24 protein-coding genes are annotated in these 25,728 nt (G+C 70.0%); 6 read left to right on the forward strand and 18 right to left on the reverse strand.

Translation table 11 applies throughout. The features are described 5' to 3' along the window. The first annotated feature begins 125 nt into the window (after positions 1-125). From NMK44_RS17030 to NMK44_RS17050, 4 genes are all read left to right on the forward strand, one after another. A complete protein-coding gene (locus NMK44_RS17030; RefSeq protein WP_254743925.1) occupies positions 126-1,082 on the forward strand; it encodes a 5'-3' exonuclease in 957 nt (318 codons plus the stop codon). Between the two features lie 47 nt (positions 1,083-1,129). Continuing rightward, on the forward strand, positions 1,130-2,011 hold the full coding sequence (locus NMK44_RS17035) for a siderophore-interacting protein (RefSeq protein WP_254743926.1): 882 nt from the start codon (positions 1,130-1,132) through the stop codon (positions 2,009-2,011). Positions 2,012-2,555: 544 nt separating this feature from the next. Then, positions 2,556-3,353: an IPT/TIG domain-containing protein gene (locus NMK44_RS17040; RefSeq protein WP_302888329.1), complete on the forward strand. Its 798-nt coding sequence runs from the start codon at positions 2,556-2,558 to the stop codon at positions 3,351-3,353. A 137-nt stretch (positions 3,354-3,490) separates the two neighbouring features. Continuing rightward, on the forward strand, positions 3,491-5,002 hold the full coding sequence (locus tag NMK44_RS17050) for an IPT/TIG domain-containing protein (RefSeq protein WP_254743927.1): 1,512 nt from the start codon (positions 3,491-3,493) through the stop codon (positions 5,000-5,002). 6 nt (positions 5,003-5,008) lie between these two features. On the opposite strand, the gene NMK44_RS17055 is transcribed toward NMK44_RS17050, so the two are convergent. The 11 genes from NMK44_RS17055 to NMK44_RS17105 form a co-directional block, all read right to left on the reverse strand. Then, the gene (locus NMK44_RS17055) at positions 5,009-7,831 is read right to left on the reverse strand and encodes a DEAD/DEAH box helicase (protein WP_254743928.1); all 2,823 of its coding nucleotides are present in this window, start codon (positions 7,829-7,831) and stop codon (positions 5,009-5,011) included. 153 nt (positions 7,832-7,984) lie between these two features. Further along, complete coding sequence (gene tatC / locus NMK44_RS17060) at positions 7,985-8,953, reverse strand: twin-arginine translocase subunit TatC (protein ID WP_254743929.1); 969 nt, start codon at positions 8,951-8,953, stop codon at positions 7,985-7,987. Between the two features lie 60 nt (positions 8,954-9,013). Further along, positions 9,014-9,304 (reverse strand): Sec-independent protein translocase subunit TatA, encoded by a 291-nt coding sequence (gene tatA, locus NMK44_RS17065; protein ID WP_201881789.1) that lies wholly within the window; start codon positions 9,302-9,304, stop codon positions 9,014-9,016. A 231-nt stretch (positions 9,305-9,535) separates the two neighbouring features. Continuing rightward, positions 9,536-9,772 carry a hypothetical protein gene (locus NMK44_RS17070; RefSeq protein WP_254743930.1) on the reverse strand — a complete coding sequence of 79 codons (237 nt, stop codon included), beginning with the start codon at positions 9,770-9,772 and terminating at the stop codon, positions 9,536-9,538. Between the two features lie 10 nt (positions 9,773-9,782). Next, complete coding sequence (locus tag NMK44_RS17075; protein ID WP_254743931.1) at positions 9,783-10,025, reverse strand: hypothetical protein; 243 nt, start codon at positions 10,023-10,025, stop codon at positions 9,783-9,785. A gap of 13 nt (positions 10,026-10,038) precedes the next feature. Continuing rightward, positions 10,039-10,998, reverse strand: coding sequence for a helix-turn-helix transcriptional regulator (locus NMK44_RS17080; protein WP_254743932.1), 960 nt, complete (start codon positions 10,996-10,998; stop codon positions 10,039-10,041). Between the two features lie 19 nt (positions 10,999-11,017). After that, entirely contained in the window at positions 11,018-11,998 is a 981-nt protein-coding gene (locus NMK44_RS17085; RefSeq protein WP_254743933.1) for a helix-turn-helix transcriptional regulator, read from the reverse strand. Positions 11,999-12,113: 115 nt separating this feature from the next. After that, complete coding sequence (locus tag NMK44_RS17090) at positions 12,114-12,488, reverse strand: FKBP-type peptidyl-prolyl cis-trans isomerase (RefSeq protein ID WP_254743934.1); 375 nt, start codon at positions 12,486-12,488, stop codon at positions 12,114-12,116. Between the two features lie 40 nt (positions 12,489-12,528). After that, positions 12,529-13,524, reverse strand: a complete 996-nt coding sequence (locus NMK44_RS17095) for an FKBP-type peptidyl-prolyl cis-trans isomerase (RefSeq protein ID WP_254743935.1) — start codon at positions 13,522-13,524, stop codon at positions 12,529-12,531. A gap of 124 nt (positions 13,525-13,648) precedes the next feature. Continuing rightward, positions 13,649-15,010 (reverse strand): Pup--protein ligase, encoded by a 1,362-nt coding sequence (gene pafA / locus NMK44_RS17100; protein ID WP_254743936.1) that lies wholly within the window; start codon positions 15,008-15,010, stop codon positions 13,649-13,651. Between the two features lie 9 nt (positions 15,011-15,019). Then, positions 15,020-16,375 carry an MFS transporter gene (locus NMK44_RS17105; protein WP_254743937.1) on the reverse strand — a complete coding sequence of 452 codons (1,356 nt, stop codon included), beginning with the start codon at positions 16,373-16,375 and terminating at the stop codon, positions 15,020-15,022. A gap of 191 nt (positions 16,376-16,566) precedes the next feature. Here NMK44_RS17105 and NMK44_RS17110 point away from each other — a divergent pair, with 191 nt between their 5' ends. Next, positions 16,567-17,652 (forward strand): LacI family DNA-binding transcriptional regulator, encoded by a 1,086-nt coding sequence (locus NMK44_RS17110; protein ID WP_254743938.1) that lies wholly within the window; start codon positions 16,567-16,569, stop codon positions 17,650-17,652. 106 nt (positions 17,653-17,758) lie between these two features. On the opposite strand, the gene prcA is transcribed toward NMK44_RS17110, so the two are convergent. From prcA to arc, 5 genes are all read right to left on the reverse strand, one after another. Continuing rightward, the gene (gene prcA, locus NMK44_RS17115) at positions 17,759-18,517 is read right to left on the reverse strand and encodes a proteasome subunit alpha (RefSeq protein WP_254743939.1); all 759 of its coding nucleotides are present in this window, start codon (positions 18,515-18,517) and stop codon (positions 17,759-17,761) included. Positions 18,518-18,571: 54 nt separating this feature from the next. Further along, entirely contained in the window at positions 18,572-19,417 is an 846-nt protein-coding gene (gene prcB / locus NMK44_RS17120; RefSeq protein ID WP_254743940.1) for a proteasome subunit beta, read from the reverse strand. A gap of 113 nt (positions 19,418-19,530) precedes the next feature. Next, complete coding sequence (locus tag NMK44_RS17125) at positions 19,531-19,749, reverse strand: ubiquitin-like protein Pup (RefSeq protein WP_059148607.1); 219 nt, start codon at positions 19,747-19,749, stop codon at positions 19,531-19,533. Positions 19,750-19,884: 135 nt separating this feature from the next. Next, positions 19,885-21,396 (reverse strand): depupylase/deamidase Dop, encoded by a 1,512-nt coding sequence (dop, locus tag NMK44_RS17130; protein ID WP_254743941.1) that lies wholly within the window; start codon positions 21,394-21,396, stop codon positions 19,885-19,887. Between the two features lie 259 nt (positions 21,397-21,655). After that, the gene (gene arc, locus NMK44_RS17135; RefSeq protein ID WP_254743942.1) at positions 21,656-23,422 is read right to left on the reverse strand and encodes a proteasome ATPase; all 1,767 of its coding nucleotides are present in this window, start codon (positions 23,420-23,422) and stop codon (positions 21,656-21,658) included. A 257-nt stretch (positions 23,423-23,679) separates the two neighbouring features. Between arc and NMK44_RS17140 the strand changes: the two genes are divergently transcribed. Next, a complete protein-coding gene (locus tag NMK44_RS17140; protein ID WP_254743943.1) occupies positions 23,680-23,970 on the forward strand; it encodes a ferredoxin in 291 nt (96 codons plus the stop codon). A gap of 19 nt (positions 23,971-23,989) precedes the next feature. Here NMK44_RS17140 and NMK44_RS17145 read toward each other — a convergent pair whose 3' ends face one another. Together NMK44_RS17145 and NMK44_RS17150 are read right to left on the reverse strand one after the other, a co-directional pair. Continuing rightward, positions 23,990-24,610, reverse strand: coding sequence for a hypothetical protein (locus NMK44_RS17145; protein ID WP_254743944.1), 621 nt, complete (start codon positions 24,608-24,610; stop codon positions 23,990-23,992). A gap of 124 nt (positions 24,611-24,734) precedes the next feature. Then, positions 24,735-25,694, reverse strand: a complete 960-nt coding sequence (locus NMK44_RS17150; protein ID WP_254743945.1) for a tRNA (adenine-N1)-methyltransferase — start codon at positions 25,692-25,694, stop codon at positions 24,735-24,737. Positions 25,695-25,728 lie beyond the last annotated feature (34 nt).

Raw genomic sequence — 25,728 nt, forward strand, 5'->3', positions numbered from 1 at the left:
CGATATCCGACCGCATGCCCCATGCAATAGTTGAAATGTTGAACGGGTTCGCTCCGGCTGCGCGCTTGCCCTGATCCGGTTGGCGTAAACCTTTCGGTGGCGCACTTCACACTCCCGGTGCGTCGATGTCCGCGGGGTACGGCATCATGCGAGGCGTGACGCGACGCCTGATGCTTCTCGATACCGCTTCTCTCTACTTCCGAGCTTATTTCGGAGTGCCGGATTCGGTCAGAGCTCCGGACGGCACACCTGTGAACGCCGTCCGTGGTCTGCTCGACTTCATCGCCCGGCTGGTGCAGGACCACCGGCCGGACGATCTGGTGGCCTGTATGGACTTCGACTGGCGGCCCGGCTGGCGGGTCGAGCTGATCCCCACCTACAAGGCGCACCGGGTGGCCGAGGAGGCACCCGGGGGCGAGGGGGTGGACCAGGAGGAGGTCCCGGACACCCTCTCCCCCCAGGTCCCGGTGATCGACGCGGTGCTGGACGCGGTGGGCATCGCCCGGGTGGGCGCCGCGGACCACGAGGCGGACGATGTGATCGGCACCCTCGCGGACCGGGCCACCGGACCGGTCGACATCGTCACCGGCGACCGCGACCTCTTCCAGCTCGTCGACGACGGCCGGCGGGCGCGGGTCCTCTATCCGGTCAAGGGCGTCGGCACCCTCCTGCTGGTGGACGAGGCGGCGCTGCGCGAGAAGTACGGCGTGGACGGCCCGGGATACGCGGACCTGGCGCTGCTGCGCGGCGATCCCAGCGACGGACTGCCCGGGGTGCCCGGGATCGGCGAGAAGACCGCGGCCAAGCTGCTCGCCGCCCATGGCGACCTGGCCGGGATCATGGCCGCCGTGGACGATCCGGCCTCGAAGCTCACCCCCTCGCAGCGCAAGCGGCTGGACGAGGCACGGGCCTATGTCGCGGTGGCCCCGAAGGTGGTGCGGGTGGCCCGGGACGTCCCGCTGCCCGCCTTCGACCCGGCGCTGCCGCGCCGTCCGCGCGATCCGCGGGCACTCGGCGAGCTCGAGGAGCGCTGGGGCTTGGGAGGATCTTTGCGGCGCCTTCTGTCCACCCTCGAGGGATGAGCTGTTAGGTTAGGTAACCCTAACTGTTTTTGATCAGGGAGACCGCCATGGCAGACCGTCCGGCCCGCAGGAGTCCCCGCCCCCACCGTGCCCAGGTGGTGCGCACCGACCGGCTCACCCCACATATGGTGCGGGTGGTGCTGGGCGGTGACGGCCTGGCCGGGTTCGCGGCGGGCGAGTGGACCGACCACTATGTGAAGCTGCTCTTCCCGGCCCCGGGCGTCAGCTATCCCGAGCCGTTCGACATCGAGCGGATCCGGGCCGAGTTCCCGCGGGCCCAGTGGCCGGTGACGCGTACGTACACGGTGCGCGCGTGGGACCCGGCGGCGCGCGAGCTGACGCTGGACTTCGTGGTCCACGGTGACGAGGGGCTGGCCGGCCCCTGGGCCGCCGGGGCCGAACCCGGCCAGGAGATCCACCTGCTGGGACCGGGCGGCGCCTACGCCCCGAGCGCGGACGCGGACTGGCATCTGCTCGTCGGGGACGAGAGCGCGCTCCCCGCGATCGCCACCGCGCTGGAGCGGCTCGCCGCGGCACCGGACGGGTCCGGCGGCGCGGACCGCGCCCCGGTGCGGGCCTTCGTGGAGGTCGCGGGGCCCGAGGAGGAGCACAAGCTGACCGTGCCGGAGGGCGTGGAGATCACCTGGCTGCACCGGGGTACGGCGCCCGTGGGCGAGGCACTGGTGGACGCCGTGCGCTCGCTGGAGTTCCCGCCGGGCGAGGTGCACGCCTTCGTCCACGGCGAAGCGGGCTTCGTGAAGGAGATCCGCCGCCATCTGCGGCTGGAGCGGCAGGTGCCGCGCGAGTGGCTGTCCATCTCCGGCTACTGGCGCCGCGGTCACAACGAGGACGGCTGGCAGGCGTCCAAGCGGGAGTGGAACGAGCAGGTGGAGTCCGAGCAGGAGGGCGCGCGGCAGGACGCCGCGTAGCCACACCGCGGCGCGTGGCGCCGCGGACGACCACCATGCGATGGCCCCGGCCGGGGTGAGGACACCCGGCCGGGGCCATCGGCGTATGCGGCCGCCGTGCTGCCGCCGTCCTCGGCGGTGGACGGTCACCGGGAATGATGGCGACTCGGGACGAGGGGCGCACTCCCGCGCGAAAAAGATGTGTCGGCTTTTAAGCCGATTTTCCGATGAGTGTTGCGATGACCCCTATTGCACCTGTCGCACCTATCACCCGATTGCTTTAATCAACTCAGCGAGATTGGCACGCAGCACCTGGTTCTCGGCGCCGACTGGTTGCGCCGGCGCGACGCAGGCCGCGACGGTCCCCAGCGTGTTCGATCCTCATCGCTTCTGAACCCTCGTCATCGCTTCGCATCCGTACCCGGGATGCCAGGCGCGGCCTCGGGCCGCGCAGGTCAGCGGCCCGCTCATCCCTGGCGCCGGACGGCCCGGGCCCGAGCCCCGGTGCCCCCCGAACCCCCGCAACCCACCCCTGGCCGAGCGGCCCCTCATAGGAGGCAACATCATGGCAACCATCACGTCCCTGGTGGACACCACTACCAGTACCAACCAGGGCAAGGCCGGTGACACGCTCCAGATCAACGGCACCGCCATGGGGACGACCACCAAGGTGAACTTCGGTACGAAGACCATCACCACCGGACTGACCGTCACCGCCACCCAGGTCACCTGCACCATCCCCTCAGGGCTGTGCGCGGGCCAGGTGGCCGTGAGCGTCACCAGCAACACCAACGTCACCAGTAACACCCTGCCGTTCTTCCTGATCGCCGAGCCGTCCACCAGCGGTGTGAGCGCCACCTGTGGTCCCGCCGCCGGTGGTACCTCGGTCACCGTCTTCGGCAGCAACTTCTTGACCGGGACCGGGGTCACGGTGGGCGGCACGGCGGTCACCCCGACCCCGACCTTCAGCTCCAACTCGCAGGTCACCTTCAACACACCGGCGCACACGATGGTCAACCCGTGCATCGACACGGTGAACGTCGTGGTGACCACGGCGGGCGGTTCGAGCACCCCGGTCAGCAACCTGGCCCAGTTCTCGTACTACACCACCCCGGCCATCACCTCCGTGGCGCCCACCACGGGCACCGAGGGTGACAGCGTCACGGTCAACGGCACCTGTCTGGTGGACGTCGTGTCGGTCGAGTTCGACGACGGGACGAACACCATCGCCGCCGACTTCACCAGCCTCGGCAACACCCAGCTGGTCGCCACGGTGCCCGCCGGCCTCGACGCCGGCGCCGGGACCATCACCGTCACCACCTGTGGCGGCGCCTCCAACGCCCAGGCGTTCACCATCACCTGATCCGGCACCGTCCGGTATCACCCCACCCCGTCCCCCGTCCGCACACCAGGCGCCGGGCGAGCGGCGACCCCCGCGCTCTGGCCGACAGCCCATCGGCCAGAGCGCGGCCGCCTGCCAGGCACGAGAAGGAGAGCACGATGGCCCCCGTAGTGACCAGTGTCAGCCCGAATCAGGGCGCCACGACGGGAGGTACTTCCGTCACCATCACCGGCACCGGCTTCCCGGGCGCCACCGTCGTCAGGTTCGGCTCCCAACTGGCCACCAACGTGGTCGTGGTGAGCAACACGCAGATCACCGCCAAGACACCGGCGGGAACAGGCACGGTCAAGGTCACCGTCACGGGACCGAGCGGCACCAGTACGCAGAACGTGTTCTATACGTACACCACGGTGGCGACACCGCTGCTGACGAGTCTCAGCCCCAGCTCCGGTCCTGCGGCGGGCGGCAACACGGTGACGCTGAACGGCGCGAACCTCACCGGGGCGACCCAGGTGCTCTTCGGCGCCACACCCGCCACCATCCTCACCAACACCGCCACCCAAATCACCGTCACCGCACCACCCGGAACAGGCACCATCAACGTCACCGCCACCACACCCGGCGGAACCAGCAACACCCTCCCCTACACCTACATCACCACCCCCGCACCCACCCTCACCAGCCTCAGCCCCACCTCCGGCCCCACCACCGGCGGCAACACGGTGACGCTGAACGGCACCAACCTCACCGGAGCCACCCAAGTCCTCTTCGGCGCCACACCCGCCACCATCCTCACCAACACCGCCACCCAAATCACCGTCACCGCACCACCCGGAACAGGCACCACCAACGTCACCGCCACCACACCCGGCGGAACCAGCAACAGCCTTCCGTACACCTACACCGCGGTGACCGCCCCCCTGCTCACCAGCCTCAGCCCCAGCTCCGGGCCCACCACCGGCGGCAACACCGTCACCCTCAACGGCACCAACCTCACCGGGGCGACCCAGGTGAGCTTCGGCGGGACCTCGGCCACCATCCTCACCAACACCGCCACCCAGATCACCGTCAGCGCTCCGGCCAGGCCGCCCGGTTCGGTCAGTGTCACGGTCACCACGCCCGGCGGGATCAGCAATCCGCTGGCGTACTTCTATGTCGCCGCGCCCACCGTGTCGGATCTGGCGCCGCACTTCGGGCCGTCCGCCGGAGGCAACACCGTCACCGTCTTCGGCACCGGGCTGACGCTCGCCGGCTCCGTCGACTTCGGCGGGAACCCGGCCACCTCGATCACCGTGATCTCGGACAACCAGCTCACCGTCACCGCACCGGCCGGTACCGGAACGGTCGCCGTCACCGTGACCACACCGGGCGGCACCAGTTCGACCGGGAGCGGGAACCCGTACTACACCTATCTCGGCGCACCGGTGCTCACCAGTCTCAACCCGGCCCAGGGGTCCGAGCTCGGCGGTGACTCCGTGGTGCTCAACGGGCTCAATCTGACCTACACCGACGCCGTGACATTCGGCGGTGACCCCGCCGCGTTCTTCGCGATCTCGGACACCCAGGTGGTGGCGGTGGCCCCGGGCGGGGCTCCCGGCACGGTCATGGTGGTGGCCCACACCCCGGCCGGGAACAGCAACTCCCTCTCCTACACCTACGAACCGTCCTGACCGGACTCAGCCCACCGAGGAGTACGCGACGACACCGCGCAGCAGCCCGTCGACCGCCCGGCGGGCGCTGCGCGCCACCGTGCCGTCGGGGGCGGCGGCCGCGATCTGCCCGAGCACATCGATGACCTGCTTGGTCCAGCGGACGAAGTCACCGGCGGGCATATCGATCTCGCGCAGCACCTCGTCCAGACCGTGACCGGAGGACCAGCGGTAGGCGGCCCAGGCGAAGCCCAGATCGGGTTCGCGCTGGCCGACGCCCTCGGCCTGGTTGATCCGGTGGTCCTCCTCCAGGGCGTCCAGCCGCCCCCAGATCCGCACCATCTCGCCCAGCGCCTCCTTGGCGCGGCCCGCGGGCAGCTTGGGCGGCAGCGCGTCGTCCGCGGAGCGGGCCTCGTAGACGAGGGCGGAGGCGCAGGCGGCCAGCTCGGCGGGGGCCAGCCCCTCCCAGACACCGTCCCGCAGACACTCACTGGCCAGCAGATCCAGCTCACCGTAGAGCCGGGCGAGCCGCTTGCCGTGGTCGGTGACCTCGTCACTGCGCAGATAGTCCAGCTCGGTCAGGAGCGCGCAGATCCGGTCGAAGGTGCGGGCGATGGTGTTCGTCCGGCCCTCGATACGCCGCTCCAGCTGCCTGGTGTCGCGCAGCAGCCGGTGGTAGCGCTCGCCCCAGCGGGCGTGGTCCTCACGGTCGGAGCAGCCGTGGCAGGGATGGGCGCGCAGGGCGGCCCGCAGCCGGGTGATCTCGGTGTCGTCGGCGGCGGCCGAACGCTCCTTGCGGTGGCGGCGTACGTCGTGGTGCCCGGCCTTGGTGCGCAGCGCGGAGGCCAGATCGCGGCGGGACTGCGGACTGCGCGGATTGAACGACCGGGGGATCCGCATCCGGTCCAGCGGTTCGACGGGGATGGGGAAGTCGATCGAGGCGAGCCGCTTGACCTGGCGCTCGGCGGTGAGGACCAGCGGCCGGGGCCCGTCGTGGTGCTCGAAGCCGCGGTGGCCGTTGGAGCGGCCCGCGGGCAGCCCGGGGTCCAGCACCAACGCGAGTCCGGCGAACTTGCCGGTGGGCACATGGATCACATCGCCCGGCCGCAGCTTCTCCAGCGCGACCGCGGCGGCCGCGCGGCGCTGGGCCACGCCCTGCCGGGCGAGCTCGCCCTCCCGGTCCTTCAGCTCGCGGCGCAGCCGGGCGTATTCGTCGAAGTCGCCGAGGTGGCAGGTCATGGAGTCGCGGTAGCCCTCGAGCCCCTCCTCGTTCCGCTGGACCTGGCGGGAGATGCCGACGACCGCCTTGTCCGCCTGGAACTGGGCGAAGGAGGTCTCCAGCAGTTCGCGCGAGCGGTGCCGCCCGAACTGCGAGACCAGGTTGACCGCCATGTTGTAGGACGGTTTGAAGGAGGAACGCAGCGGATAGGTGCGGGTGCCGGCGAGCCCGGCGAGCGCGGCCGGGTCCATGGCGCGCTGCCACAGCACCACCGCGTGGCCCTCGACGTCGATACCGCGCCGTCCGGCCCGGCCGGTCAACTGGGTGTACTCACCGGGGGTGATGTCGGCGTGCTGTTCGCCGTTCCACTTGACCAGCTTCTCCAGCACCACCGAGCGGGCGGGCATGTTGATGCCGAGGGCCAGGGTCTCGGTGGCGAAGACCGCCTTGACCAGGCCGCGGGTGAACAGCTCCTCGACCACCTCCTTGAAGGTGGGGAGCATTCCGGCGTGGTGGGCGGCGATACCGCGCTCCAGGCCCTCGAGCCATTCGAAGTACCCCAGGACATGGAGGTCTTCGTCGGGGATGCCCGCGGTGCGCTCCTCGACTATCGACCGCACCTGGGCGCGCGCCGCGTCGTCGTTCAGCCGCAGCCCCGCGTACAGGCACTGCTGGACGGCCGATTCACAGCCCGCGCGGCTGAAGATGAAGGTGATGGCGGGCAACAGCCCCTCGGCGTCGAGCCGGTCGATGACCTCCGCCCTGCCCGGTGTCCAGATCCGGCTGCGCTGACGGCGCTCGCGCTCCCGGTCGGCCTCCCGCACCGGGCGGCCGCGGCGCTTGTCTCGGCCGAAGCCGGGGCGGCTGTTCTCCATCCGGGCCAGCCGGACCAGGTCGGGGTTGACCTCACGGCGGCCGCCGCGGTCGCCCTCCTGGCCGTTCTTCTCCTCGAAGAGGTCGTACATCCGGCGCCCGGCGAGCACGTGCTGCCACAGCGGCACCGGACGGTGCTCGGAGACGATCACCTCGGTGTCACCGCGGACGGTGTCCAGCCAGTCGCCGAACTCCTCGGCATTGGAGACCGTGGCCGACAGTGACACCAGGGTCACCGACGCCGGGAGGTGGATGATGACCTCTTCCCAGACGGCGCCGCGGAACCGGTCGGAGAGGTAGTGGACCTCGTCCATCACCACATAGCCCAGTCCGAGCAGTGACTGCGAGCCCGCGTAGAGCATGTTGCGCAGCACTTCGGTGGTCATGACGACCACCGGTGCCTCGGAGTTGACGCTGTTGTCACCGGTGAGCAGACCGACCTTGTCGGCGCCGTAGCGTTTGACGAGGTCGGCGTACTTCTGGTTGGACAGCGCCTTGATGGGCGTGGTGTAGAAGCACTTCCGGCCCTGGGTCAGCGCCAGGTGGACGGCGAATTCGCCCACGATGGTCTTGCCCGAGCCGGTGGGGGCGGCGACCAGCACGCCCTTGCCGGACTCCAGGGCCTTGCACGCCTCGATCTGGAACTCGTCCAGCGCGAAGTCGTACATCTCTCGGAAGGGGGCCAGCGCGGTGGCCTGCTCGGCGGCCCGGACCCGGGCCGCGGCATAGCGCTCGGCGGGAGATAGCTCGTCGGTCATCGTACGTACGAGACTACCGGCCACCCCCGACAGCGCACGCGATCTTTATCCGGGCTTTGTGCGCCCCCCCGGCGCGCTCACCGTCCGCGTACGCGGTGGGACCCTCGGCGGCGGGGGTCGGGTGCGTGGCGTCCGACCCCCGTCCGGATCGCCTCAGGTGACGTCGTCGTAGCCGTTGCGCCGGGTGGGACCGGGCTCGTCGTCACCGCCGGTCAGCTCGGCCGGGGAGCCGCCGACGGGCTCGGGCGTCAGGTCCAGGTGCGACGCCTCGTCGTCGTCCAGACCGAAGTCGGGATCGGCGGCCCGGCGACGGGCCTTGCGCTTGTCGTTGAGGAGCGCGATGCCGCAGGCGCCGAAGTAGAGCACGGTGACCGGTCCGGCCAGGGCGAACATGCCGATGGGGTCGGTGCTCGGGGTGGCGATGGCACCGAAGACGGTGATGCCCATGATCATGCCGCGCCACCAGCCGATCATCCGGCGGCCGCTCAGGATGCCGGTGAAGTTCAGCAGGATCAGCAGCAGCGGGAGCTCGAAGGCGATCCCGAAGACCACGATCATGCGGGCCAGCAGATCGAGGAAGTCGTCCAGCGGGAGGAGGTTGTTGACCCCTTCGGGCGTGAACTCGAGCAGCACCTCGGCGCTCTTCGGAAGGATCCTGTACGCGAAGAAGGCACCGCCGACGAAGAGCGGCACACCGAGCCCGACGAAGAACAGACCGTACTTCTTCTCGTTGCGGTGCAGACCGGGCGCGAGGAACGCCCACAGCTGATACAGCCAGACCGGAGTGGCGAGGACCAGGCCGGTGGTGAAGGAGACCTTCAGCATGATGGTGAACGGCGACAGCAGACCGTTCGTGGTGAACTCCGCGCACCGCTTCCCGGTGTCCCCCCCACCGCCCCCGGTGAGCTGGGACACCTGTGTCCCTTCGGGGCAGCCGACGGACTCCAGGACCGGCGTCATCAAGAAGTCGACGATGTCCTTGTAGAAGAACATCGCCACGATGGTGATCACGCAGATCGCCAGAAGCGATTTCACCAGCCGGTTGCGCAACTCGCGCAGGTGGTCCGAGAGGGGCATCCGCCCCTCAGGGTCCTTCTCCTTCTTGCGGGCAGACTTGAGCAACCCACGTCCTCATCTCGTGCGTCGGACGGCTCATCGGAGCCGCCTTCAAGTGGCCCCGGGTCAGCGCTTGGTGGTGTCGCTCGGCTCGGAGACCGGGCGCGAACTGGTGACATCACCAGGGGCGGCCTGGATGGTGCGGTGCGCGCTCTGGTCCTGGCCGGGCGTGGGCGGGTCGGCCGGGGCGTTCTGCTGCTGCTGGCCGTCCGACTTCATGGCCTTGGCCTCGCTCTTGAGGATCCGGGCGGACTTGCCCAGGGAGCGCGCCATGTCGGGGAGCTTCTTCGCGCCGAACAGCAGCACGATGACGACCAGGATGAGGATGATCTCGGTGGCGCCGAGCCTTCCGAACATAAGCGTCTACCTTCTCACCGAGGCGGCTGGGGGGTGGGCTGCCGGACCCGTCGGACATGCGTCCGGCCGCTGTGCTGTCAGCGATCGTAGCGCGCACGGGTAAACCCGGGGCAATCCCCGTGCAGACGCCTGGTTGCGGCCCTCCGCCTCGTGTCCAAGGCCGCGAACAGTCAGCCTACCTCGGGCACACGGCTCCCATCAGGGCGCCCGCGGCCGATGCGCCGGACGCGGTCAGTCGCGATCGGTGACCGTCGGTGCGGGCTGTCCCTCCCGGCGCAGCCCGTCGACGTGGGAGCCGAGGGGCACCGTGGCCCGTTCCAGATCCTCCGCGGCCCGGCTGATCCGCCGCGAGCTCTCGGCCACCTGCCGGGACAGTCTGCGCACCTCGGCGTGGACCCGTACCGCGCACAGCGCGAGCACGGCGAGTCCGCAGGAGGCGAGCGAGAGCGCGAGCATCGGCCAGAGCATGACGCAGAGCCTAGACCGTGGGGTGCAGCCGCAGCGTACGGACCCCGCCGCCGGTGAGCAGCTCCACGATCCGCTCACCGGCCGGTTTGCGGACCGCGGCGCCGCAGTCGGGGCAGGTGAAGGAGTAGAAGGTGGTGCGGTCGCTGGCTCCGATCGCCAGCCGGAGCGCGCCCGCGGCCAGCTCGAACCGGCCGCGGCAGTCCGGACAGGCGGCCTTGAAGAGCACCGCGGCGGGATTCCCCCCAGGCTTCACTGTGTGCGTCCCTTCACTCACCGTACGCCGCGAGCGCCCGCTGCGCCGCGTCCCGGGCACTGTCCGCGAGCTCCCGGGGGGAGACGATCCGGCCGTCCCTGCCCAGCCGGAGCGCCAGCCGCCGCAGCGAACCGGGGTCGGGGGTGCGCAGGGTGATCCGCAGACCGCCGTCGGGCAGCTCCTCCGCGCTGTCGTGCGGGTAGTACTCGGCGACCCAGCGGCCGCCGGGGGCGACCTCGACGACCACCTCGGGGTCCTCGGCGCCGGTCTGCACCAGCCCGGTGGACAGGTCCGACAGGTCCCGCAGCTCGATCCGCGGCGGGTCGGACGCGTCATCCAGCAGCTTGATCTCGACGACCCGGTCCAGCCGGAAGGTGCGCCGCGCCTCGGAGAGCCGGCACCACGCCTCCATATAGGTGCGGCCGACGGCGAACAGCCGGATCGGGTCCACCTCACGCTCGGTGATCTCGTCGCGCGCGGGTGAGTAGTAGCGCAGCCACAGCCGCCGCCGCTCGGAGATGGCCCGGTCGACGTCGGCGAAGACACCGCCCTCGGACTCGAAGGTGACCGAGAGCCGGGCGCTGGCCCCGGCCGCCTCACCCGCGGCGGCCTCCAGCTTGGCGGTGGCGCGCAGCAGCGCGTCCCGGTCGCCTTCGCGCAGTCCGGGGAGGGTGGCCACGGCGCGGGCGGCCACCAGCAGCGCGGTGGCCTCGTCGGCGGCCAGCCGCAGCGGCTCGGCGACGTCGTCGGGGTTGTGCCACCAGATCCGCTCACCGTCGGTGTCGATGTCGAGCAGGTCCCCGCCGCGGAAGCTGGTGCCGCACAGCGGCAGCACATCGAGGTCCGAGATCAGCTCGTCCTCGCTGATCCCGAAGGCGCGGGCGACCTCGGCGACGCGCGCGCCGGGGCGTTCCCGCAGATACGTCACCAGGGACAGCATCCGCCGGGTCTGGTCAATGGCGTTTCCGGCCATATGAAGTCGGTCCGTCCCCTCAGCCCTTGGCCACGGCGCGCAGCCGGTCCACGACATCCGCCCGCAGTTCGTCGGGCGCCAGCACGACCACGTCCGGGCCGAACTCCACCAGCCAGGCGTCCAGCCCGTGGCCGTACGGGATCTCCAGCTCGTCCCAGCCGTCCCCGTCCGGGGTGGTGGAGAGCGCCTTGGCGCGCAGCGGGTAGCCGTGGCCGGAGCGCAGCCGGATCCGGGCGGTGGCGGTGGCGGTCTCCCCCGACCACCGCTCCACGGTCTCGCGCACGGTGACGTGGTCGGGCACCTCCGCGGTGTACGCCCCGCCGCGCAGCCGCACCCGGCCACAGATCCGGGAGAGCCGGAAGACCCGCTCGGCGGCCCGCTCCCGGTCCCATCCGGCCAGGTACCACTGACCGCGCCAGCACTCCAGCGCCCAGGGCTCGACCTGGCGCTGCTCGGGGCGGGCGGCATTGGCCTTGCGGTAGTCGAAGACGACGGGACGGCGGTCGCGGCAGGCGAGCATCAGCGGTTCGAAGGCGGCCTCGTGGACCGGGATGTGCGGCTCCAGCGCGCTGTGCGCCTGGCTGTCGTACGGGTCCTCCTCGGCGACCGGCATCCCGGCGGCGCGCAGCTTCTGGAGCGCGCCGCTGGCGGCGCCCGCGAGCCGGGCCTGCTGCCAGACCTTGGCGGCGAGACCGAGGGCGGCGGCCTCCTCGGCGTCCAGGGTGATGGGGGGCAGCCGGTTGCTGTCACGGCGGGCGAGATAGCCGATCTCGCCGTCGATGCCCTCCACCGTCTCGATGACCAGGCCGAGTTCGCGCAGATCGTCCTTGTCGCGCTCGAACATGCGGTTGAAGGCGTCGTCGTTGCCGCCGCTCGCGGTACCGGCGGCCTCCAGATACGCCTCGATGGAGCCCCGCAACTCCCGTTTGGTCAGCGGACGCCGGGTTCCCAGCAGGCACAGCGCCAGATTCATCAGCCGCTCGGCCTTGGCAATCGCCATCGACGCCCTTTCTCTGTGACCTTACGACCGTGACCGTACCGCTACCGGGACGCGGGGCAAAAGCCGAGGGCCCCCGCCCGCAGGCAGGGGCCCTCGGCGGGGCTCATCCGGGGTCTCAGGCGGAGACCAGATCGCAGACGAAGATCAGCGACTCGCCCGGCTTGATCCGGCCGCCACCGGCGCCACGGTCGCCGTAGGCCAGGTTCGGCGGGATGATCAGCTGGCGGCGTCCGCCGACCTTCATGCCCTGCAGGCCCTGGTCCCAGCCGGGGATGACCTGTCCGACACCGAGCTGGATCCGCAGCGGGGTGTTGCGGTTGTAGCTGGCGTCGAACTCCTCGCCGGTGCTGAAGGCAACGCCGACGTAGTGGACGGCGATGTTGCTGCCGGCCTTGGCCTCGGGGCCGTCACCTTCCCAGATGTCCTTGATCTGCAGATCGGTCGGCGGCTCGCCGCCCGGGAAGTCGACCTCGGGCTTCTCGATGCTCACGAAATTGCTCCTCGTCACGTGGTGGGCAACCCGCACAGTCTTACAGAACCGCCAGGATGTCGACGGAGAAGACCAGGGTGGAGTTGGCCGGGATGCCCGGCTTCGCCTCGTTCTTGTAGCCCAGCTCGGGCGGGACGACGATCAGCACCCGGCTGCCGACCTTCTTGCCGGTGAGCCCCTGGGACCAGCCCCTGACGACCTGCTGGAGGGAGAACTGGGCGAGTTCGCCGCGCTTGTAGGTGGCGTCGAACTGCTTGCCGTTCGTCCACAGCACGCCCTTGTACTGGACGAGCAGCGCGTCGGACTTCTTCACCTCGGCGCCGTCGCCCTCGATGACGTACTCCGAGACCAGCTTCTTCGGCGCGGCCTTCTTGGGGACGGTGATGGTGGGCGCCTTGCCGTCGGTGTTGTCCGACACCTTGGGCAGGTCGATATTGCTCTGGGCCACCTTGTCGCCCTTGGCCGAGCTCTTGCCGTTGAAGCGGTTCACGATGTCGATGACGAACACCAGCGTGTCGGTGCCCTTGATGCCCGCCTGCGGCTGGCCCTGCTTGCCGTACGCGTAGGCGGGCGGCACGGCGAGCTCCAGTCGGCTGCCGACCTTGCGGTCCACCAGCGCCTGGTCCCAGCCCGGGATGACCTGACCGGCGCCGAGCTGGAAGGTGGCGGGCTTCTTCTTGTCGAACGAGTTGTCGAGGACCTTGGCACTGCTCCAGATCTGGCCGAGATAGTTGACCTGGAGGAAGTCCTTCTTGGCCGTCATCGGCCCGTCCCCCTTGATGACCGTCTTGACCGCCAGGGTGGACGACGGCTTACCGGTCCCCTTGGCGATCTTCGGCTTGTCGCCGAATTCCGATCCGGAGGTGATGGGGGGCACCGGCCCGCTCACGATCTTGCCGCTGGGGGCGGGCGAGGGCGTGGGACTGGTGGGCTCCTTGGACGGTGATGCCTTGTCGGATCCTGACTTGTCGTCACCGCAGCCAGCCAGCGTCAGCAGGCCCGCGGGCACGGCAAGGAGTACGGAGCGTCGGCGCACGGAGTCCTCGTTACGTAGATCTTGCGATGGACGATGCGCGTCACTCTACGTCGTACGGCGGGCCCCGTCCGAAGAACGCACGGGGCCCGCACGGAACATAAGCCGTCCGCCAGCTCACTCACCGTCACATTCCGGCGATGAGTTTCTCCACCCGGTCATCGACGGAACGGAACGGGTCCTTGCACAGCACGGTGCGCTGCGCCTGATCATTGAGCTTCAGATGCACCCAGTCCACGGTGAAGTCCCGGCGCTGTTCCTGGGCTCGGCGGATGAAGTCGCCGCGCAGCCGGGCTCGAGTGGTCTGCGGGGGAACCGACTTGCCCTCGAAGATTTTCAGGTCGTTGCAGACCCGGGCCGCCTGACCACGCTTCTCCAGCAGGTAGTAGAGCCCCCGGCGGCGGTGGATGTCGTGGTAGGCGAGGTCTATCTGGGCAACGCGCGGATGGGACATGGTGATGTTGTTCTTGGCCCGGTACCGCTCGATGAGCTTGTACTTCATCACCCAGTCGATTTCGGTTTCGATCCGGTCCAGCTCCTCGGTCCGGACCGCCTCCAGGGTGCGGCCCCACAGCTCCAGCACACGCTCGACGGTGCCGGTGCGGATGCCACGGCGGTCGCAGAAGTCCACGGCCTTCTCGTAGTACTCCTGCTGGACCTCCAGGGCGGACGCCTCGCGCCCGCTGGCCAGCCGCACCTTGCGCTGTCCGGTGATGTCATGGCTGACCTCGCGGATGGCCCGGATCGGGTTCTCCAGGGTCAGGTCACGCATCACCGTGCCGGCCTCGATCATGCGGAGCACCAGGTCGGTGGCGCCGACCTTGAGCAGCATGGTGGTCTCGGACATGTTGGAGTCGCCGACGATGACGTGCAGTCTGCGGTAGCGCTCGGCATCGGCGTGCGGCTCGTCGCGGGTGTTGATGATCGGCCGGGAACGGGTGGTGGCGGAGCTGACGCCCTCCCAGATGTGCTCGGCCCGCTGGCTGACGCAGTAGACGGCGCCGCGCGGGGTCTGGAGCACTTTGCCCGCACCGCACAGCAACTGCCGCGTGACCAGGAACGGGATGAGAATGTCGGCGAGCCGGGAGAACTCCCCGTGGCGGGCCACCAGATAGTTCTCGTGGCAGCCGTAGGAGTTGCCCGCCGAGTCGGTGTTGTTCTTGAAGAGATAGACGTCGCCCGCGATTCCCTCCTCGTGCAGGCGGCGCTCTGCGTCCACGAGCAGACCCTCGAGAATGCGCTCGCCTGCCTTGTCGTGGGTGACCAGCTCGGTCACGTTGTCGCACTCGGGGGTTGCGTATTCCGGGTGCGAGCCCACGTCGAGATAGAGGCGGGCGCCGTTGCGCAGGAAGACATTGCTGCTGCGGCCCCAGGAGACGACACGGCGGAAGAGGTACCGCGCCACTTCGTCAGGGGACAGCCGACGCTGTCCCCTGAATGTGCACGTGACGCCGTACTCGTTCTCCAGCCCGAAAATGCGGCGGTCCATGACTGAACATTACGCCTGATGGCCTGCTCTGAAACCGGGTTCGGCCGCACGGTTGCGATCATTTTCCGCGGCGGGTGAACACGGCCCCGGGTGAACCGCGTCGGAAACCGCCTCCGCGGCGGCTCCGGAGGGCGTCCCGGGAAGGGACTCCGCGACCGGTCCCGCGCCCGCCTCGGCGCCCTGCGGGGCGACCGGCCGGGCGAGGAAGCGGCGTGCCGCGAGCAGCACCACCAGACCGGCGGCGCCGGCGATCCCGGGCACCGCGAAACCGGGGCCCACACCGCCGTACTCCACCGCCGGTCCGGCGACGGCGGTGCCGACCGCGTTGCCCACCACGAAGGTGGTCACCAGCCAGGAGAACGCCTCGGTGACGGTGCCGCGGGGGGCGTGGCGGTCGACGACGACGAACGCGCACGCCAGCGCGGGAGCCAGGAACACACCCGCCACCCCGGCCAGGACCGTCATCGCCACCACACCCGGCACCAGCACCAGCGGCAGATAGCCCAGCGCCAGCGCGGCGACCAGGACCAGCAGCCGCCGTTCGGGTGACCCGGCCCACGGGCGGGCGCCGTAGGCCACACCGCCGACCAGCGCGCCGGCGCCCAGCGCCGACAGCAGATAGCTGGAGACCATGCCGCCGCCGTGCTGGTCCGCGTAGGCGACGGAACCCACCGCGATGGCGCCGAGGGCCAGTCCGACGAAGAAGAACGAGCCCAGCAGCACCAGCAGCCCGGGTGAGCGCAGCGCGCCCAGCCAGTGGGCCTCGCGCGGCGCGGAGCGCCACCGGCGGGACGGCGGGGACATCACGACGGACAGCGCGCCCGCGACCCCGAGGACATTGATGACCAGCAGCGCGGCGCCCTCCGACCACACGGCCACCACCAGGGTGACCAACAGCGGCCCGACCGCGAACATCACCTCCTGCGCCACCGCGTCCAGCGCGTAGGCGGCGTGGATGCGGTCCTCGCGCCCGAGCACGGTCGGCCACAGCGCCCGCAGCCCGCCCTCCAGCGGCGGGGTGAACCCACCCGCGACCAGCATGGCCGCGTAGGCCACCGGCAGCGGGTCCAGTCCGACCACCACGAACAGCGCCATCCCGAGCGCGGAGACGACCGCGGCGGGCAGCATCACCCGGGGCTGGCCGCAGCGGTCCACGGCGCGGCCCAGCAGGGGCTGGCCGATGGCATTGGCCGCGCCGTAGACCGCCGACAGCCCTCCGGCCAGGGCGTAACTGCCGCCTTCCGAGCGTGCGAACAGCAGCACCGCGATGGCGGCCGTGGCGTTCGGCAGCCGTCCGATGAGCGTGCCGGTGAGCAGCCGCGCCGCATGGCGGGTGCGCAGCAGGTCCCCGTAGCCAGCCGCCATCGTCCGTTCCCTCCTCATGGGTCAGTGGGTCAGTGGGTCAGTGGGTCGTGGGGGTGTCGTGCGGTGCGGGTCATGGTCGAGTTTTACGTATAACGTCCGTCGTCATACGTACCATGGCGGCCAGCCGCGGGTCCACTCCCGGGCCTGCGGACGGGGCGGATCGCCGGGTACGGCGGAGGGAAGCGGAGGCGATGGTGGCGAGCGGGGCCGCTGAGAAAGGTGTCCCGGGGAACGGCCGGACGGGTGACACCGCACCGGACCGGGACCGCGCGGCGGCGGGGCGGGCCACCAGCCGGGATGTGGCGCGTGTGGCGGGCGTCTCCCAGGCCACGGTCTCCCTGGTACTCGGGGACAAGTGGCCGGGGCGGGTGTCCGAGCGCACCGCGGAGACCGTGCGCGCCGCCGCGCGCCAGCTCGGGTACCGGCCCAATCTCGCGGCGCGCAGTCTGCGGCTGGGCCGCACCCGGACCGTGTTGCTGGTGGTGCCCGCGCTGACGACCGAGTTCTTCGCCCGGGTGTACACGGGAGCGGCACAGGTCGCCGCCGACCACGGTTTCGGGGTGGTGCTCTACCCCTCCCCCGAAGGTGTCGGCCCGGCCCGGGACCCCTTCGACTCCGCGCGTGCCTCGCTCGACGGTGTGATCGCCTCCTCGATGGCGGCCGACGCCCTGGCGGCGGTGCGCGGCGGCGGGCTGCCGCTGGTGATGCTGGACAGCGACCCGGACGACGCGGCAGCGGCCGCTACCGTGAACCTCGACATGGCGGACGGCACCCGGCAGGTGGCGGACCATCTGCTCGGCCTCGGCCACCGCCGGATCGCCCATCTCGCGGCGGCGGTGGACTCCTGGACCTTCCGGGTCCGTGCCCATGCCCTCGCGGCGGCGCTGGGCGCGGCGGACGGTGTGGTGTGGAGCACCGAACTCGCGGGACTGAGCGTCGAGGAGGGCCGCCGGGCGGCCGAACGTGTGCTGTCCGCCCCGGGCCCGCGGCCCACGGCGCTGGTGTGCGACGACGACATCCTGGCGGCGGGCGCCTGCAAGGCGGCTCGGCGGCTGGGGCTGCGGGTGCCGGACGACGTGTCCGTGACGGGCTTCGACGACCTGGCGCTCGCCACCGCGGTGGAACCGGAGCTGACCACGGTCCGGCTGCCCGCGGAAGCGGTGGGCGCGGCCGGGATGCGGGCCCTGATGGCGGTGCTGGACGGCGAACCGGCCCAGGACACCACGCTGGCCGTGGACCTCCTCGCCCGGGGCTCCACGGCCCCTCCCCCGGGCTGACCCGTCCGCGGCGGGGCACGGTGCCATACGACCGCGCCCCGGGGGCCTCAGGGGCCGCCGGGGCGCGGGGTGGAGCGAGTGGCGCGGTGCTGGAGCCGTGCGGTGGCTACTCCTCGGAGTCCTCGGCCTCGGACTCCGCGACGGACGAGTCCTCCGCGGCGGCGCCCTCCGACTCCAGGAGCCGGGAGAGCTGGCGGCCGAGCACCCGCTTGAACTTCCGCTGCTGTGGCCGCTTGCGGTCCAGGACCGCGACCTCGAGCTGCTCGGCGGTGAGACTGCGCTCCCCGCCGTTGTTGTCGCGGGCGAGCGATTCGACGGCCAGCTTGAGGGCTTCGGCAAGGGTCATGCCGTCCCGGTGGCGCTGGTCGAGATAGCTGCTGATCTGGTCGGCGTTGCCACCGACGGCGACCGAGCCGTGCTCGTCCACGATGGAACCGTCGTGCGGCAGCCGGTAGATCTGGTCGTCCTCCGGGGCCTCCCCGACCTCGGCGACGATCAGCTCGACCTCGTACGGCTTCTCGGCGGCGCTGGAGAAGATGGTGCCCAGCGTCTGTGCGTAGACATTGGCCAGACCACGGGCCGTGACATCGTCACGGTCGTAGGTGTACCCACGCAGATCGGCGTAGCGGACACCGCCGATGCGCAGGTTCTCGAACTCGTTGTACTTGCCGACCGCGGCGAAGGCGATGCGGTCGTAGATCTCGCTGACCTTGTGCAGGGCGCGGGACGGGTTCTCGGCGACGAACAGGATGCCGTCGGAGTACTGCAGCACGACCACGCTGCGGCCGCGCGCGATGCCCTTGCGGGCGTATTCGGCGCGGTCGGCCATGGCCTGCTGAGGAGATACGTAGAACGGCGTCGTCACCGGCTGTCCGTCCCTTCTGTCAGTGGCGAATGCATTCCGGGTCCACCGTCCTGATCAGAGCAGGGCGGCGCGGGGGCCGTCCGGCTCTTCGAGCCGCCGCTCGAGGATGGCGCGGGCGACCTCGGACACCTCTGCCTCGGAGTACCTCTTGTAGCCGTCGTCGGTGATGACCGTGACGATGGGGAAGATGCGCCGGGCCAGATCGGGCCCGCCGGTGGCCGAGTCGTCGTCGGCGGCGTCGTAGAGCGCCTGGACGACGGCGGTGACGGCCTGGTCCTCCGTCAGGTCATCGCGGTAGAGCTTCTTGAGCGAGCCGCGGGCGAACATCGAGCCCGAGCCGGTGGCCGCGAAGCCGTGCTCCTCCGAGCGCCCGCCGGTGACGTCGTAGGAGAAGATACGTCCCTTCTCCCGGTCGACGTCCCAGCCCGCGAAGAGCGGGACGACGGCCAGGCCCTGCATCGCCATGCCGAGATTGCCGCGGATCATGGTCGACAGCCGGTTGGCCTTGCCCTCCAGCGAGAGGACGGTGCCCTCGACCTTCTCGAAGTGCTCCAGCTCCAGCTGGAAGAGCTTGACCATCTCCACGGCGATACCGGCGGTGCCGGCGATGCCGACGGCCGAGTACTCGTCGGCGGGGAAGACCTTCTCGATGTCCCGCTGCGCGATCACATTGCCCATGGTCGCCCGGCGGTCACCGGCGAGCACCACACCGCCGGGGAAGCTGGCCGCCACGATCGTGGTGCCGTGCGGGGCCTCGACGGCGCCCTGCAGCGGGGGAAGCGGACGGTTCCCCGGAAGCAGCTGGGGCGAATGCGCCCCCAGGAAATCCATGAAGGACGAGGAGCCGGGCGTCAGGAAGGCAGCCGGCAGACGCCCTGTGTCACGAGTGTTGGCTTCCACACGTTTCCTTCCACCAGATCTTGAAATACTGCACGGACCATACCCCTGGCCATGGAAGTCATCCGTCCTGCGTCCCCCCTGTTCGCGGGGACGCAGGACGGAGAACGCGCGTCTTACTGGCCGCCCTTCTGGACGAAGGACCGCACGAAGTCCTCCGCGTTCTCCTCGAGCACGTCATCGATCTCGTCCAGCACGGAGTCGACGTCGTCGGAGAGCTTCTCCTGCCGCTCCTTGAGGTCTTCCGCGGCCTGTGCGTCCTGCGCCTGCTCCTCGACCTCTTCGGTCGAGCGCGACGCCTTCTGCTGTCCGCCGCCGGTGTCCTTGGTCGCCATATCCCTCACCCCGCTCGGTTCGCCCGCTGATTCGATCGGTCTCAAGATCAGACCCTACAATCCGGGTCCGACATCGGCCTCCCACTTGCTACAACGCTCGGAGGTCACCTCGATGATTCCCGGCCGGAGCCCGTTTCAGCCGCCCGAGAGGACCCGGACCAGGTCTTCCGCGGTACGGCAGCGGTCCAGGAGCTCCTTCACGTGGTTCCGGGTGCCGCGCAGCGGCTCCAGCGTGGGAACCCGTTGCAGAGAGTCACGGCCCGGGAGGTCGAAGATCACCGAGTCCCAGGAGGCGGCGGCGACATCGTCCGCGTACTGCTCCAGGCAGCGCCCGCGGAAGTAGGCGCGGGTGTCCTCCGGGGGCTTGTTCTGCGCCCGTGCCACGTCCTGGTCGTCCAGCAACCGCTTCATCTTGCCGCGCGCCACCAGGCGGTTGTACAGGCCCTTCTCGGGCCGCACATCGGCGTACTGGAGGTCCACCAGGTGGAGCCGGGCGGCGTCCCACTCCAGGCCGTCACGGCGCCGGTACCCCTCGAGCAGCTCGCGCTTGGCGACCCAGTCCAGCTCGCCGGACAGGCTCATGGGGTCGCGCTCGAGCCGGTTGAGCACGTCCTCCCAGCGGGTCAGCACGTCCCGGGTCTGCTCGTCCGCGTCGGCGCCGAACCGGTCCTCGACGTACTTGCGGGCCAGCTCGAAGTACTCCATCTGGAGCTGTACGGCGGTCAGCGTACGGCCGCTACGCAGAGTGATGAGACGACCGAGCGTGGGGTCGTGGGACACCTGGTGCAGGGTGCGCACCGGCTGGTCCACGGCCAGGTCCACCGCGATAAAGCCGTCCTCGATCATCGACAGCACCAGGGAGGTGGTGCCCAGCTTGAGGTAGGTCGAGATCTCCGAGAGGTTGGCGTCGCCGATGATCACGTGCAGCCGCCGGTACTTCTCGGCGTCGGCGTGCGGCTCGTCCCGGGTGTTGATGATGGGGCGCTTGAGGGTGGTCTCCAGACCCACCTCGACCTCGAAGTAGTCGGCCCGCTGGCTGATCTGGAAGCCGTGCTCATGGCCGTCCTGGCCGATGCCGACGCGCCCGGCGCCGGTGACCACCTGGCGGGAGACGAAGAAGGGGGTGAGGTGGCGCACGATGTCCGAGAAGGCGGTCTCCCGCTTCATCAGGTAGTTCTCATGCGTGCCGTAGGAGGCGCCCTTGTTGTCGGTGTTGTTCTTGTAGAGATGGATGGGCTGCGCACCGGGCAGCTCGGCGGCGCGCACGGCGGCCTCGGCCATGATGCGCTCACCCGCCTTGTCCCACAGCACCGCGTCCCGCGGATTGGTGACCTCGGGGGCGGAGTACTCGGGGTGGGCATGGTCGACATAGAGCCGGGCGCCATTGGTGAGGATCACATTGGCCAGGCCGATGTCCTCGTCGGTGAGCTGGCTGGCGTCGGCGGACTCACGCGCGAGGTCGAAGCCGCGGGCGTCCCGCAGCGGGTTCTCCTCCTCGAAGTCCCAGCGGGCGCGGCGCGCCCGGTGCATCGCCGCCGCGTAGGCGTTGACGACCTGGGATGAGGTGAGCATGGCATTGGCGTTGGGGTGGCCCGGGACGGAGATCCCGTACTCCGTCTCGATTCCCATCACGCGCCGTACGGTCATGCGGCCCTCCTTGCCCGGCGCCGCCCCCGGGAGGGATCGGCGCTCAAGTACCGCTGCGCTCCTGGTCCATGCGCGGCCTTCGATCCCCCACGCCGCGATAGTGCGGTACCGACGAGCCTAGGACGGCTTTGCGGTGCTGCGGAGATCATCTCAGTCATTGCTCCGGTCGGACTCGTAGGACTCATACGAAGAATGCGGTCCGAAAAGCGCATCCGGCTGCGGATGCCCCGTCCAGGACATCCGCAGCCGGACAGCGGTGTTACAGGTACTGACCGGTGTTCGCCACCGTGTCGATGGAGCGTCCCGTGTCCGCGCCCTGCTTTCCGGTGACGAGGGTGCGGATGAAGACGATCCGCTCGCCCTTCTTTCCGGAGATACGGGCCCAGTCGTCCGGGTTGGTGGTGTTCGGCAGGTCCTCGTTCTCCTTGAACTCATCCACGCACGCGGCGAGCAGATGGGAGACGCGGAGCCCCTTCTGGTTGTGGTCGAGGAATGCCTTGATGGCCATCTTCTTGGCCCGGTCCACAATGTTCTGGATCATGGCGCCGGAGTTGAAGTCCTTGAAGTAGAGGACCTCCTTGTCACCATTGGCGTAGGTGACCTCCAGGAAGCGGTTCTCCTCGGATTCCGCGTACATCTGCTCTACGACCGACTGGATCATGCCCGCGACGGCGGCCTTCGAGGACCCGCCGTGCTCGGCGAGGTCGTCCGTGTGTACCGGGAGGGTGTGGGTCAGGTACTTCGAGAAGATGTCCTTGGCGGCCTCGGCGTCCGGACGCTCGATCTTGATCTTCACATCGAGGCGGCCGGGGCGCAGGATCGCGGGGTCGATCATGTCCTCACGGTTGGAGGCGCCGATCACGATCACGTTCTCCAGGCCCTCGACACCGTCGATCTCCGAGAGGAGCTGCGGAACGATGGTGTTCTCCACGTCCGAGCTGACACCGGAGCCACGGGTACGGAAGAGGGAGTCCATCTCGTCGAAGAAGACGATGACGGGGGTGCCCTCGCTGGCCTTCTCCCGTGCCCGCTGGAAGACCAGGCGGATGTGCCGCTCGGTCTCACCGACGTACTTGTTGAGCAGCTCCGGGCCCTTGATGTTGAGGAAGAAGCTCTTCCCCGCGGGCTTGCCGGTCACCTCGGCGACCTTCTTGGCAAGGGAGTTGGCCACGGCCTTGGCGATGAGCGTCTTGCCGCAGCCGGGCGGACCGTACAGCAGCACACCCTTGGGCGGCCGCAGTTCGTGCTCCTTGAAGAGGTCGGGGTAGAGGTAGGGGAGCTCGACCGCGTCGCGGATCAGCTCGATCTGGTTCCCCAGGCCACCGATCTTCGTGTAGTCGATGTCCGGGACCTCTTCGAGGACCAGCTCCTCGACCTCGCTCTTGGGCACGACCTCGTAGACATAGCCGGACCTGGGCTCGAGCAGCAGGGCGTCACCGGGACGGATGGTGGTTTCCAGCAGCGGCTCGGCGAGCCGCACCACGCGCTCCTCGTCGGTGTGCCCGATCACCAGGGCGCGCTCGCCGTCCTCAAGGATCTCCTTGAGGGTGACGATGTCACCGGCGCGCTCGAACTCCATGGCCTCGACCACGTTGAGCGCCTCATTGAGCATGACCTCCTGGCCACGCTTGAGGTCGTCGAGATCGACGCCCGGGCTGACGTTCACCCGGAGCTTGCGGCCCCCGGTGAAGATGTCCGCCGTGCCGTCCTCGTTCGCCTGCAGAAAGGCTCCGAAACCGGCCGGCGGCTGGGCGAGCCGGTCGACCTCTTCCTTGAGGGCCACGATCTGGTCCCGGGCCTCACGGAGTGTGTTCGCGAGCCGCTCGTTCTGTGCGGAGACACCCGCCAGATTGGTCTGCAGCTCGACGATCCGCTCTTCGAGAATCCTCGTATGACGCGGAGAGTCGGCGAGCTTGCGGCGCAGGACGGCGATTTCCTGCTCGAGATAGGCAACCTGACCGGCTGGGTCATCAGACCCCCGCCCCGGCCGGATGCCGCGGTTGATGTCGTCGTCGTGGGCTGCCACGGTCCTCACCTCCTCCAAGGGGAGCTGGACGCTTCCTGACCCTACCTGGGCCGGTGCGGGTTGAAACCCCTAGATCACAAACCCGGTCGGCGTGTGTCCGATCTTCACCCTTGCGCACTCCCTCACGCCAGGTGAATACCCACCCAACAACATCGGAAAGCGAGCGGTTGTATCGTCGAGACGGTCAACACCCGCCAGGGCTGGCGATATTTAGACACTGTTGAATCACGTATCGAGGGAACGGCAGGCGACGCACCGTGCGGAACGAGGAGCTCGGCGATCTTGAAGTCTGGATTGACCAGGACCTGTGCACGGGCGACGGGATCTGCGCCCAGTACGCCCCTGAGGTCTTCGAACTCGACATCGACGGTCTAGCCTACGTCAAGAGCGCCGACGATGAGCTGCTCCAGGACAAGGGGGCGACGGCCCCCGTGCCCCTCCAGCTGCTGACCGAGGTGGTGGACTCCGCCAAGGAGTGCCCCGGCGACTGCATCCACGTACGCCGCGCCGCGGACCGGGTCGAGGTCTACGGCCCCGACGCGGAGTGACGGGACACCGCGTGACCGCTCACACACTCCCCGGGACGGGCAGCGCGCTGAGGACGAACTTGCCGTCCCGCCACTGCCAGTTGACCTGACGCTGCAGATCCGGACAGCACCGCGGGACCTTGGCGGACGAGTATCCCAGCAGGGTGGCCGAAACCTTCTTTCCGCGTACCGCGAAATCCCGGATGCTCATCCGCTCCTTCGGATCCACGAAGGTGGCGACGATCCGGGGGGCGGCGGCCCGGCCGCCCTGACCCCGCGTGGACCCGGAATCCCCGGAGTCCCCGGAATCCGTGGTCGACAGGACATACACACCGCTCGGCGGGGTACCGGTCGACGAATGACAGCGCACCACCGCGACGGTTTCCGGCCGTCCGTCCCCGTCGAGGTCCCCCGAGCCCCGGTCCACCACATCCGGCCGGGCCCCTCCGCAGTCCATCGGGTACTGCGCCGCGCGGGGATCGGGGGCCTTGACGGCCGCGGCGTGCGGCGCGCTGCCGCTGGCCTCGGCGTCCGACGGCTGGACGACCGCTGACCCGGCGATGACGGCGGCCACCGCGGCCGCGGTCGCGAGCCAGTGCACCGGGCGGGTACGGGTGTGCGCGAGGTCCGGGCCCAGGGGCTGCACGCGGGATGACTCCATGTGAGAGCTGAGGCGGGGGGTGTCCCGCATGGTGCCACATCTCACAGGGCGCGGCCACCGCCCCGTCAGGGGGAAGTCGGTGGCCGCGCCGGGGCGTTGGTGCCGGTGGGGTCCGGCGGGGGTGTCAGGCGCCCCCGGAGGCGGTGTCCCGGCCCTCCGCGGCGCTCTTCGCGCCGCCCGTGGCACCGGAGTCCTTGCCGGTGGCGCCGGGGCCCGTGTAGTCCTCGCCGTACGCGCCCTTGGCCGGGCGGCGGCGGCGCAGCGGCGGCTCCACGCCGTCCGCGAGACGGCGGGCGGTGAGCAGGAAGCCGGTGTGCCCGATCATCCGGTGGTCCGGACGTACCGCGAGGCCCTCGACGTGCCAGGTGCGGACCATGGTCTCCCAGGCCGACGGCTCGTTGAAGGTGCCGTGCTCGCGGATGGCCTCGACGGTCCGGGCGAGCTGGGTGGTGGTGGCGACGTAGGCGCACAGGATGCCGCCGGGCACCAGCGCCTTGGAGACGGCCTCCAGGCACTCCCAGGGGGCCAGCATGTCCAGGATGACGCGGTCGACGTCGGTGTCGGACAGGTTGTCCTGGAGGTCGCCGACGGTGAGCCGCCAGGCGGGGTGCGGGGAGCCGAAGTAGCGCTCGACGTTCTGCGAGGCGATCTCGGCGAAGTCGGCCCGGCGCTCGTAGGAGTGCAGCATGCCCTGGTCGCCGATGGCCCGCAGCAGGAACATGGAGAGCGAGCCGGAGCCGACGCCCGCCTCGACGACGCGCGCGCCGGGGAAGATGTCGGCCATCGCCAGGATCTGCCCCGCGTCCTTGGGGTAGACCACGGCGGCACCGCGGGGCATGGACAGGACGTAGTCGGGGAGCAGGGGGCGCAGCGCGAGATACGCGACGTTTCCCGTGGTGCGCACGACGGTTCCCTCGGGGGCACCGATCAGCTCGTCGTGGGGGAAGGAACCCTTGTGGGTGTGGAAGTTCTTCCCGGCCTCGAGCGTGAAGGTGTAGTGGCGTCCCTTGGGATCGGTGAGCTGGACCTGGTCCCCGACCTGGAAGGGCCCGCGACGGCGGGCGGCACCGGTCGGTTCGGACATGCGAACAGCCTACCGGGCGCCCGCCCGTGCCCGG

It is taken from the genome of Streptomyces cucumeris, assembly GCF_024295805.1.
In the GTDB taxonomy this organism is placed as follows: Bacteria; Actinomycetota; Actinomycetes; order Streptomycetales; family Streptomycetaceae; genus Streptomyces; species Streptomyces cucumeris.

Excerpts from the sequence above, each read along its gene's own strand:
- NMK44_RS17050 (WP_254743927.1), top strand. The coding sequence starts at position 3,491 with ATGGCCCCCGTAGTGACCAGTGTCAGCCCGAATCAGGGCGCCACGACG.
- NMK44_RS17035 (WP_254743926.1), top strand. The coding sequence starts at position 1,130 with ATGGCAGACCGTCCGGCCCGCAGGAGTCCCCGCCCCCACCGTGCCCAG.
- NMK44_RS17110 (WP_254743938.1), top strand. The coding sequence starts at position 16,567 with ATGGTGGCGAGCGGGGCCGCTGAGAAAGGTGTCCCGGGGAACGGCCGG.
- NMK44_RS17030 (WP_254743925.1), top strand. The coding sequence starts at position 126 with ATGTCCGCGGGGTACGGCATCATGCGAGGCGTGACGCGACGCCTGATG.
- dop (WP_254743941.1), bottom strand. The coding sequence starts at position 21,396 with ATGACCGTACGGCGCGTGATGGGAATCGAGACGGAGTACGGGATCTCC.
- NMK44_RS17040 (WP_302888329.1), top strand. The coding sequence starts at position 2,556 with ATGGCAACCATCACGTCCCTGGTGGACACCACTACCAGTACCAACCAG.
- NMK44_RS17150 (WP_254743945.1), bottom strand. The coding sequence starts at position 25,694 with ATGTCCGAACCGACCGGTGCCGCCCGCCGTCGCGGGCCCTTCCAGGTC.
- NMK44_RS17145 (WP_254743944.1), bottom strand. The coding sequence starts at position 24,610 with ATGGAGTCATCCCGCGTGCAGCCCCTGGGCCCGGACCTCGCGCACACC.
- NMK44_RS17085 (WP_254743933.1), bottom strand. The coding sequence starts at position 11,998 with ATGGCGATTGCCAAGGCCGAGCGGCTGATGAATCTGGCGCTGTGCCTG.
- NMK44_RS17105 (WP_254743937.1), bottom strand. The coding sequence starts at position 16,375 with ATGGCGGCTGGCTACGGGGACCTGCTGCGCACCCGCCATGCGGCGCGG.
- NMK44_RS17055 (WP_254743928.1), bottom strand. The coding sequence starts at position 7,831 with ATGACCGACGAGCTATCTCCCGCCGAGCGCTATGCCGCGGCCCGGGTC.
- pafA (WP_254743936.1), bottom strand. The coding sequence starts at position 15,010 with ATGGACCGCCGCATTTTCGGGCTGGAGAACGAGTACGGCGTCACGTGC.
- NMK44_RS17080 (WP_254743932.1), bottom strand. The coding sequence starts at position 10,998 with ATGGCCGGAAACGCCATTGACCAGACCCGGCGGATGCTGTCCCTGGTG.
- NMK44_RS17125 (WP_059148607.1), bottom strand. The coding sequence starts at position 19,749 with ATGGCGACCAAGGACACCGGCGGCGGACAGCAGAAGGCGTCGCGCTCG.
- NMK44_RS17070 (WP_254743930.1), bottom strand. The coding sequence starts at position 9,772 with ATGCTCTGGCCGATGCTCGCGCTCTCGCTCGCCTCCTGCGGACTCGCC.
- tatA (WP_201881789.1), bottom strand. The coding sequence starts at position 9,304 with ATGTTCGGAAGGCTCGGCGCCACCGAGATCATCCTCATCCTGGTCGTC.